General features: G+C 75.4%; 6 protein-coding genes. All 6 read right to left on the minus strand.

Annotated features, from left to right (window positions below; genetic code table 11):
* Window positions 1-4: 4 nt before the first annotated feature.
* Genes AB0L40_RS11115 through AB0L40_RS11140 form a run of 6 tightly spaced genes read right to left on the minus strand, consistent with a single transcriptional unit; the run spans window position 5 to window position 8,737 of the window.
* Entirely contained in the window at window positions 5-1,456 is a 1,452-nt protein-coding gene (locus AB0L40_RS11115) for an MlaD family protein (RefSeq protein WP_364353606.1), read from the minus strand.
* The gene (locus tag AB0L40_RS11120) at window positions 1,453-2,832 is read right to left on the minus strand and encodes an MlaD family protein (RefSeq protein ID WP_364353609.1); all 1,380 of its coding nucleotides are present in this window, start codon (window positions 2,830-2,832) and stop codon (window positions 1,453-1,455) included. The genes AB0L40_RS11115 and AB0L40_RS11120 overlap by 4 nt, the downstream gene beginning before the upstream one ends.
* The gene (locus tag AB0L40_RS11125; protein ID WP_364353612.1) at window positions 2,829-4,349 is read right to left on the minus strand and encodes an MlaD family protein; all 1,521 of its coding nucleotides are present in this window, start codon (window positions 4,347-4,349) and stop codon (window positions 2,829-2,831) included. The genes AB0L40_RS11120 and AB0L40_RS11125 overlap by 4 nt, the downstream gene beginning before the upstream one ends.
* 46 nt (window positions 4,350-4,395) lie before the next feature.
* Window positions 4,396-5,775 (minus strand): MlaD family protein, encoded by a 1,380-nt coding sequence (locus AB0L40_RS11130; protein ID WP_364353615.1) that lies wholly within the window; start codon window positions 5,773-5,775, stop codon window positions 4,396-4,398.
* Complete coding sequence (locus AB0L40_RS11135) at window positions 5,775-7,343, minus strand: MlaD family protein (protein ID WP_364353618.1); 1,569 nt, start codon at window positions 7,341-7,343, stop codon at window positions 5,775-5,777. The genes AB0L40_RS11130 and AB0L40_RS11135 overlap by 1 nt, the downstream gene beginning before the upstream one ends.
* Window positions 7,340-8,737, minus strand: a complete 1,398-nt coding sequence (locus AB0L40_RS11140; protein WP_364353621.1) for an MlaD family protein — start codon at window positions 8,735-8,737, stop codon at window positions 7,340-7,342. Before AB0L40_RS11140 ends, AB0L40_RS11135 begins: the two co-directional genes overlap by 4 nt.
* Window positions 8,738-9,351: the final 614 nt, after the last annotated feature.

Raw genomic sequence — 9,351 nt, forward strand, 5'->3', positions numbered from 1 at the left:
TCCCTCAGCGGTCCGCGGGGACCTTCGGGACGTCCGTGCGCGAGCCGTCCGCGTTGACGAACGGCGCCTGCTGGACGCACGGCGGCGACGCCGTCGAGAGCGACGAGCCGAGCAGCGAGAACACGCTCTGCAGCGGCCCGACGTCGGTCGGCGAGCGGGCGCACTGCCGGCCCTCCAGGACCGGCAGGCCGGACCCGAGCTGCGAGAAGATGCCCGGCTGCGCGTACGCGTTCGGGCGGTTGCTGGGCGTCCGCCGCTTCTGGAGCGCCAGGTTCTCGAGGTTGATCGGGGTGATCAGGCGCAGGTAGCCGTAGCGCGTGCCGTCCGCGCCGGGGGCCGAGGCCTGCAGCGACGCCGCGGCGTTCGTGAAGAACGAGCGGGTCTCCCCCGGATAGCGGCCGAGGAACTCGGCGGCGGGGTTCGTCTGGCGCAGCAGCGGCTCGAGCTGCTGCAGCGCGGGCCGCAGCGCGTCGGTCGTCCGCTGGATCGCCGGGATGCCGGCGCGCGACGCGTCGACGAGCGGGTCGAGATCGGCGAAGAGGGCGCGCAGGTCGGGCGAGAGCCGCTGCAGGTCGGTCAGCGTCGGCGAGAGCTCCTGCGCGACCGGGGCGAGGCGCGCGACCAGGGGGTCGGCCTTGCGCTGGAAGCGGGCGACCCGCTCGACGGTGCGGCGGGCCTGGCGCTCGAACGGCGCCAGCGCCTGGACGCCGGTACGCAGGCTCGCGGCGCGGCGGTCGGTGATCGTCAGCAGCCGGTCGGCGTCGGTGATCAGGCCGGCGAGCTCGCCGCGCCGGGCGCTGAGCGCACCGACCGCGACGCCGCCGTCGCGCACGAGCCGCGAGACGGCCTGCTCGTGGTCGTCGAGGACCCGCAGCAGCGTGGAGCCGTCCTGCGAGAACGGCGACAGGGTGCCGATCGCGGCGGAGAGGTCCGCCCCGCGGCCCTGCAGCGCCGAAGCGGAGCTCTGGATGCCCTCCTGCAGCGCCCGGCGGGTCGGGGCGTCGAAGGTGCGCAGGACCTCGTCGAAGTCGACCGCCTCGCTGACCCGACCGGCCGCGAGGGCGCCGCCGTCGGGGACCTTCGGCCCGGTCGCGGTGCCCGGCGAGAGCTCGACGTACGTCTCGCCGAGCAGCGTCTTGCTGCGCAGCGTGGCGCGCGTGTCGCGCGGGACGGGCGCGAACCGCGGGCGGATCTCGAGGACGACGTCGGAGCGGCCGGTCCGCCGGTTCGTGTCGATCGACTTGACCTTGCCGACGGGGACGCCGGAGATCCGGACGTCGGACTCGGTGACGAGCTGCGCGCCCTCGTCGAACGTCACGTGCATCCGGTAGCCCTCGGCGCGCAGCGGCACCGAGCCGCCGAACGACGTCCAGAGGAACAGCAGCAGGCCGAAGCAGGAGCCCGCGAAGGCGATCATCAGGAGGATCCGGGCGGGGCCCGGGGAGCTGGTGCTCATCGTCCGCCCTTCCCGCCCGTGCGGGGCGTCGTCGTCTGGTCGGTGGCGGGCCCGGGGTTCACCGGGCACGAGCCGCCCTGCGCGATGCCCGCGAAGACGCCGTTCAGCAGCGACGCCACCGGGTTGACGGTGCCGACGCCCGCGAGGTCCTTCAGCGTGTCGCAGGTGACCATCAGCTGGCCGCGGCGGATCGGGCCGTTGGCGTCCTGCGTGTTGAAGATCCAGGGCGCCAGGTGCGACAGCCACTGGGTCCAGAAGAGGTAGCCCTGCTCGTCGCCCGGCGGGTCGTACGCGAGCATGTTGCCGGCGAGGTTGAGGTCCTGGAGGGTCGCCGTCGCGTCCGGGGCGATGTCGTTGGTCGCCGCGACGGCGGTGCGCAGGCGGCGGATCGTCGGCAGCGTCTGTCGGGTCAGCGGCAGCAGCTGGTCGCGCAGCACCGGCGTCGTGCGGCGCAGGAACGGGTGGGTCGAGCGCAGCGCGGGCGCGAGGGCGTCGGCGACGGGCAGCAGGGCCTGCGTGGCGGGCCGCAGCTCGGTCGCGAGGCCCTCGGTGTCCGTGAGCGCCGCCTGGGTCGTGCGCAGCGTGCCGGGCAGGGCGCGCAGCGAGGCCCGCAGCTCGGCGCTGCGGCTCGCGACCGTGCCGACGACCGTGTTGGTCGTCTCCACCGCGCGGACGACGTCGCCGCGGCGGCGGGCGAGCTCGTCGCTGATCAACCGCAGGCTGCGGATCGCGTGCTTCGTGTTGACGGCCCGGTCCTCCAGCGCCTCGCCGACGCGCCGCAGGTCGCGGGTGACGGGACCCGTCGCGCGGATCGCGCGGGAGAGGTCGCGTGCCCGCGCCTGCGAGCCGACGCCCTGGCGCGTGGACTGCAGCAGCAGCTGGAGCGCGGCACGGGTGTCGACGTCCAGCGACGCGAGGATCTCGTCGGGGTTGACGTTCGGGGCGGTGCGGGCCTCGGCGATCGTGAAGCCCTCGCCGACCTTCGGCCCCGACGGGCTGCCGGGGTCGAGCTCGAGGACCATGTCGTTGAGACCGGTCTTCGGGCGCAGCAGCGCGGACGCGTCGCGGCGCATCATCGCGGCGTACTTCGGGCGCAGCCGGAAGCCGACGCGGGCGCGGCCGTCCTGCACCCGCACGCTGGTGATGTCGCCGACGTCGATGCCGGCGATCGTCACCGTCTGGCCCTGTCCCGGCGTCAGCGACTGCCCGGTCGAGAAGACCGCGTTGAAGCTCACGCGCTCCTGGCCGCCGGGCAGCCAGGACGGGAACGCGACGCGCTGCTTGCCGAGGATGAAGACGGCGACGCCCGCGGCCAGCAGGACGTTGAAGGCGATCACGGCCACCCAGCGGCCGTGGCTGCGGAGCGCGCGGATCACTTGTCCTCCTTGCCGGACGACTTCAGCGCGCCGAGCGCCTGGCCGAGGCCGCGGGTCAGCCGCTCGTCGTCGGCGGCGCTGGACGCGCCGACCGCCGCGCGCCCGCGCGGGGCGGTGCCGTTGGCGCGGCCGACGACCGCGGCGGCGTCGCCCGGCGCGGAGCGCGCCTGGTTGGCGTCGGGGACGGGCTGGGTACGGCAGGCGACGTCGTCGCGGTACGGCGGCCGCGAGGCGGGCCGGACGGGCCGGACGCCGATCGGCGCGTCGGACGCGGCCGCCAGCAGGTTGCCCTGCTCGCCGACGGGGCCGAAGTCCAGGAGGTTCGGCCCCAGGCCGGTCTGGACCCGGGCGTACGGGCCGTTGCCGTCGCTGTTCTGGCCCTCGCCCGCCAGGCCGACGAGCCCGTAGAAGAAGCTCTTGTAGACCTCGCGGCCCGTCGTGAAGCGTCCGTCCTCGACCTTCTGGTTGCCGGCCGGGATCACGACGCGGTCCAGGCACTGCGCGGCGTCGTCGAGCTGCGGGAAGAGCCGGCGGCCCTCGCTGGTCAGGCGCGTGAGGACGGGGACGGTCGGGCGCAGCTCCGCGACGAACCCGCGCAGCGCGTCCTTGGCGGTCAGGCGGCGGGCGGCGGCGACCCACGGGAGCGCGTCGTCGACGGTCGGGCCGGTCTCCTTCACGCCCGGCAGCAGGTCGCGGGACAGACGGCGGACGCCGGGGAACGCGGCGTCCAGGCGGGAGAACGCGGCGTCGGCGCGCTGCAGGGTCGGGTCGAGTTCCCGCAGCGTGCCGCGCAGGGCGCCGCGGTCGGCCGTCAGCGCGCCCGTGACCGTGTCCAGCGAGCGCACGGCGCCGCGCAGCTCCGCGGTCCTCGGCGCCAGCGAGCTCGTCAGCGCGCCGGTCGAGGCGATCAGCGCGGAGAGGTCGTCGGGGGCGACGCCGCGCAGCGCGTCGAGGTTCGTGCGCGTCGTGCGCAGTGCCAGCGGCGCGTCCACCAGGGTGCGGTTCAGCGCGTCCGCGGCCGACGGCGGGTCGCTGAGCGCGTCGCCGAAGCCGACGATCGTGCGCTGCAGGTCGCGGCGGACCGCGCCCGGCAGCGCGGTCAGCAGCTGGTCGACCTGCACGGCGGAGGCCGTGCGCGTGATCGGCAGCGTGCCGTTCTCCCCCAGCGGCGGCGCGGACGGCGCGCCGGGCTGGAGGTCGACGAAGAAGTTGCCCTCGAGGAAGATGCGCGGCCGGATCTTCAGCGTCGCGTCGCGGCGGATCGTCGGCGCGTCGTCCTTGAGGTCCATCCGCACCACCGACGTCGTGCCGTCACCGCGGGCGTCGACGGCGGTGACCTTGCCGACGAGGATGCCGGCGATGCGGACGGGCGAGCCCTTCGCGATCGCCTGCGTGTCCGCGACGACCGCGTTGACGCGCACGCCGTGGGTCCCGGGGACGTGGCCCTTCGTGATGCCGAAGGCGACGATCAGGGCGAGCAGGAGCAGCGTCAGCACGCCGGCGAGGACGGGCGACATGCCGCGGGCGTGGGCGCTGCGGGGGCGGCGTCGGAGGAGCGGCACGCTACTTCTCCAGTCCGGGGCTGCGGTCGACCGTGGTGCCCTGGTCGCCCGGGACGCTGCCGATCCGGCCGCCGGGCGCGAACGGCTCGTTGCCGGCCTCGCACTCCACGGGCGCGCCGGGCTGGCCGACGTTCGGGTACGGGTCGTAGTTGAGGTCGGCGGCGGGCTTCGCGGTCGGCAGCGTCTGCTGCGGCGCGAGCATGAGGAGGATCCGCTCCCAGGTGCCGTACCTGTTGCCCTCCGACAGGTGGTTGGCGAGGTTCTTGCCGAACAGCGTGATCGCGTTGCAGGTCACCTGCGCGGGGGTCAGCTGGTCCAGCACGGGGCGCAGCACGGTCGCCGCTCGGGTCTGGGCGTCGAGGCTGCGGGACACGGCGGGGTCCTTCGCGAGCGCGTCGACCGAGCCGAGCGTGTCGTCCAGCCGGGTGTTCAGCTGCGGCAGGCGCGGCAGCGTGCGGGTGCCGCGCTGCAGGGCGGCGGCGATGTCGGGCGCGGCGACGCGCAGCGCGCGCAGGCCGGGGCGCAGGTCGTTCAACAGCCGGCGGGTGCGGCGCAGGAACGGCCGGGTCTGCGGCAGCCGCAGCGCGACGGAGCGCTGGAGCGGCACGCCGTCGGAGATCGCGTCCTGCAACTCGGGCGCCGCGACGCCGGCCAGGGCGCTGAGCGTCCCGTCGAGGTTGCGGATCAGGCTCGCCTGGGTGCCGGCGACGGGCGCGACCTCGCCGGCCGTCCGGCCCAGCAGGCCGATCGTCCCGGCCAGCGCCGTCCGCGGGTCCGCGAGGTTCGACATCACGGGCGACAGGCGCTCGAGCAGCGGGCCGAGCGCGTCGACGGCGCTGCCCAGGGCGGCGCCCCGGCCGGCCAGCGCGTTGCCGAGCTCGCGGTTGCCGCGCTGGTACGCGCGGCGGGTCGGGTCGTCGAACGCGGCGGTGATCTGGTCGAGGTCGACGGGCTCGATCTTCGCCTGGGCCAGCGCCAGCCCGCCGCCCGGCGGCACGGTGGCGCGCGAGCGGCCGCGCGTGAGCTCGACGTACTTGAGGCCGAGCGCCGAGCGGGAGCGCACGAGCACGGTGCTGTCCTGCGGCAGCCGCCCGACGTCGCGGTCGAGCTGGAGCTTCAGCGTCGCGTGGATCCGGCCGGTGCGCGGGTCGCGCGTCGGCGTGACGTCGGAGACCTGGCCGATCCGCGCGCCGCCGAGGCGCACGTCGTTGCCGGCCAGCACGTTCTGGGCGCTCGGGAGCTCCACGCGGATGTCGTAGGTCTTGACGAACGGCAGGCCGCGGTTGGCGTTGTAGGCCAGGACGACGCCGACGATCGCCAGGAGGACGGCGGCGGCGCCGATCAGCACGGGGCTGGCGGCGATCGAACTGCGGCGGCGCATCAGTCGCCCGCCCCCAGGAGGTAGCGCAGGAGGCGCGAGGCGGCGTCGACGGGCGCCGTCGCGCCGGGGATCGGGTCGTCCTGGACCGCGATCGGGGCGTCGGACCCGCGGGACGTGCCCGGCGTGGTGCTCGGGTGCTTCGACGCCGTGCCGCGCTTGGCCGCGAGCTGGTCCAGCCGCAGGATCAGGCCCTTGTAGCGGGGCTCCTTGCGGGCGGCGGCGAGCACACCGGTGGGCGACGCGCCGGCCAGGACGCGCCGGCTCAGCGTGGCCTCGGGGGTCTCCCCCGGCAGCTTCGCCGCGGTGGACGCGGAGCGCGCGCCGGCCACGTCGCCGAAGCGCGCGGAGCAGCCCGCCACGGGGGTCGTCGCGAAGAGGCTGCACGGGCTGACGGTCGCGTTGATCCGCAGGTAGTGGCCGACGTCGTCGTAGGCGTTGATGGCCAGCACCTGGAAGTAGACGTAGTCGAGCAGGCGCTTGAAGCCGCCGGTCTCGCGCAGCGAGGTCGTCAGCGCGCGGGCGTTCTGCAGGACGGGCTTGGCGGTGCTCGCGACCGTGCCGAGCTTGCGGATCACCGGGTCGGCGTCCTTCAGCGTCCTGCGGGCGCGGTCGGCGGTGCGGCCGAGGTCCTGCACCGGCGCGATCGCCGCGGTCCCGAACGGGCGCAGCGCCTGGAGGACCTGCAGGCCGGCGGGCGCGGTCCGGCGCAGGTCCCGGACGACGGGGGCGCCCTGGCGCGCCAGGCGAGAGAGCTCGCGGGCGGTCGGCCGCAGCTGTGCGAGCGTCGTCGGCAGGCGCCGCAGGTCGTCGTCCAGCGCGGTGCGGCGGCCGGCGACGGCGGTCTGCAGCTCGGCGGCGCGCGAGACGAGGTCGCCCAGCGCGGCGCGCTCGCCGGCGACGGGCCGCAGCGCGCGGTCGCCGTCGAGGGCCAGGGCACGCAGTCGGCGGTTCTGCCCGTCCAGCAGCTGCAGGACGCGGTCGGTCTGGTTCAGGCCCGGCAGCGCGGCCCGCAGGGCGCGGCGCAGCGACCCGCCGCGGGCGGCCAGCCCGACGCCCAGCTCGTTGATGAGGATGGCGGTCCGCTGGCGCTCGGGCAGGCGGTTCATCCCGACGACGAGGTCGAGGTCGATCGGCTTCGTGGTCTGCGAGACCGGCAGGAGCCACTGGCGCTGCCCGCCGACGGTGACCCGGCGCAGCGGCGGCGGGAGCGTCGCGCCGGTGCCGCGCGGCTGCGTCGGTGTGCACTCGACGTAGCGCTCGCCGATGATCGACTGCGGCCGGACGGTGCACTGCGCGTCGGAGCGGAAGTCCTGGAAGGCGGTGTCGTCGATCTTCAGGACGAGGACGGCCTTGCGGTCCGGAGTGACGTCGGTGTCGTCGACGGTGCCGACCTTCGCGCCCGCGACGCGGACCTCCTCGCCGGGGATCACGGCGAAGGCGTTGTCGAAGATCGCCCGCACGCGGTAGCCGCCGTCGTCCCCGCCGTCGCCGGACGACGACGTGAGGACCACGGCGAGCACGGCGATCACGAGGACGCCGAGGACGATGGGGAGCGCGCGGCGTCTCATGGGCCGGGGAGCACCGCGCCCGAGTCGCAGTCGAGCGGCTCGTCGCTCTTCTTGGGGTCGTTGGAGCCGTCGGGGCGGATCTGGGTGGCCGTGCCGGGGCAGCGCCGCGCCCCGACGTCCTCCGAGCCCGCGCCGGCGAGCGGCCCGAGCAGCTTCACGAGGCTGCGCACGGCGGGCCCGATCACGCTGTCGCCGACGAGGGCGTTCTCGTTGATGATCGGCTGGATCCGGGCGTAGTGCCCGTTGGCGTCGTAGCCCGCGGACGCCTGGGAGAAGTCGCGCAGCCAGCCGACGAAGTCCGGCGTGTACGGCCGGACGAACGTCGCGACCGGCACCGCCGCGGTGGCCGCCGCCGCGGTGTTGCGCAGCGCCGGAACCGCGGCGTCGGCGAGCGCCGGCGTGCGGTGCAGCAGGTCGATCAGGTCGTTCTGGGCGCCGGGCGTGCGGACCAGCCGGCGGGTGTCGGCGATCGTCGGCACCGCGGCGCGCGCCAGCGGGCGCAGGCGGCGCAGCAGCGGCGCGAGGTTCTTGGTGGCCGGGAGCGCCGCGTCGACGAGCGGGTCGGCGGTCTGCAGCGTGGCGTTCAGGCCGCCGAGGGTCGTGCGGCCGCGGCGCAGGGTGCCCGGCAGGCGCTCCAGGGCGGCGTCGACCGCGGACTCCTCGGCGACGACCTCGGCCGACGCGGAGCGCGCGTGGGACACGAGGCTCGGCAGCGTCTCCTTCTCGAGCGCCAGGGCGCCGACGACTCGGGACGAGCTCTCGAGGAACGTCTGCAGCGCCGGGGCGTCGCGGGCGACCTCCGCGAACACCTGCTGACCGGAGCGCAGCGCCGGGTTGAGCTCCTCGAGCGTGGCGTTGGCGAGCTTCTCGCGGCCGGCCGTGGTGCGGGACGCGCCGCGGATGAGCTTGCGCAGGCCCGCGCGGGTCGGGGCGTCGAGCGCGGAGAACAGCTGGTCGACGTCGACGATCTGGGTGACGCGGTCGGGCGCGATGCGGCTGCCGTCCGCGAGCGCCGGCGCGTTGTTCGGCCCCGGGCTCAGCGACACGTAGCGGTTGGCGATGCCCGACAGCGACGGTGCGCGGACCGTGGCGGTGGTCCCGCGGTGCAGCGGGGCGACGTCCCCGTCGACGTGCAGGTCGACGAGCGCGGTGCGGTCCCGCGCCAGGCGCAGGTCGCCGATCGTGCCGACCTTGCGGCCGCCGACGCGGATCTCGTCGCCGTTGACGAGCTGGCCGGCGTTCGGGAGCGCCAGGAGGTAGCGGTGCGTCGACGTCCGTGAGCTCAGGAGGACCGCCACGGCGGCGATCGCGACGACGACGATGGTCAGCCCCCCGGCGACGCGTGGTCGCCAATCCTTGCCGGCGGGGCCGGTCGATGGGGGTATCGAGGACATCGGTGCCGAATGGTCGCCCGGACGAGATCCGCCCGGCAACCCTACCGATGGTACGGATGCGCATCCCCGGCCTCCGGTTGACCGTCACGTACGACGTACTCATGGTGCCCCGGAGCGCGGGTGGGAGGTCGGGTCCGGGGCCGCTGCGGCCCCGGACCCGAGGTGGGGCCGGGGGCCGGAGCGCGGAGTCCGGCTCCCGGCGGTCGGCGGTCGGCAGTCGGCGGTCGGCGGTCGGCAGTCGGCAGTCGGCAGTCGGCAGTCGGCGGGGCGAGCATCGGGTTCGGGACCTCAGGGGTACAGAAGTCGATGCGACCAGGCCGGCCGACTCGCCCCTGATCCGCGGCCGGCCACACCGATCAGGTTCAGGACCTCACGGGTACAGAAGCCGATGCGACCAGGCCGGCCGACTCGCCCCTGATCCGCGGCCGGCCACACCGATCAGGTTCAGGACCTCACGGGTACAGAAGCCGATGCGACCAGGCCGGCCGACTCGCCCCTGATCCGCGCCCGGCCACACCAATCAGGTTCAGGACCTCACGGGTACAGAAGCCGATGCGACCAGGCCGGCGGACTCGCCCCTGATCCGCGCCCGGCCACACCAATCAGGTTCAGGA

It is taken from the genome of Patulibacter sp. NPDC049589, assembly GCF_040675535.1.
Taxonomy (GTDB): domain Bacteria; phylum Actinomycetota; class Thermoleophilia; order Solirubrobacterales; family Solirubrobacteraceae; genus Patulibacter.

Coding starts and splice junctions, on each gene's coding strand:
- AB0L40_RS11115 (WP_364353606.1), bottom strand. CDS start 1,456: ATGAGCACCAGCTCCCCGGGCCCCGCCCGGATCCTCCTGATGATCGCC.
- AB0L40_RS11125 (WP_364353612.1), bottom strand. CDS start 4,349: ATGTCGCCCGTCCTCGCCGGCGTGCTGACGCTGCTCCTGCTCGCCCTG.
- AB0L40_RS11130 (WP_364353615.1), bottom strand. CDS start 5,775: ATGCGCCGCCGCAGTTCGATCGCCGCCAGCCCCGTGCTGATCGGCGCC.
- AB0L40_RS11135 (WP_364353618.1), bottom strand. CDS start 7,343: ATGAGACGCCGCGCGCTCCCCATCGTCCTCGGCGTCCTCGTGATCGCC.
- AB0L40_RS11140 (WP_364353621.1), bottom strand. CDS start 8,737: ATGTCCTCGATACCCCCATCGACCGGCCCCGCCGGCAAGGATTGGCGA.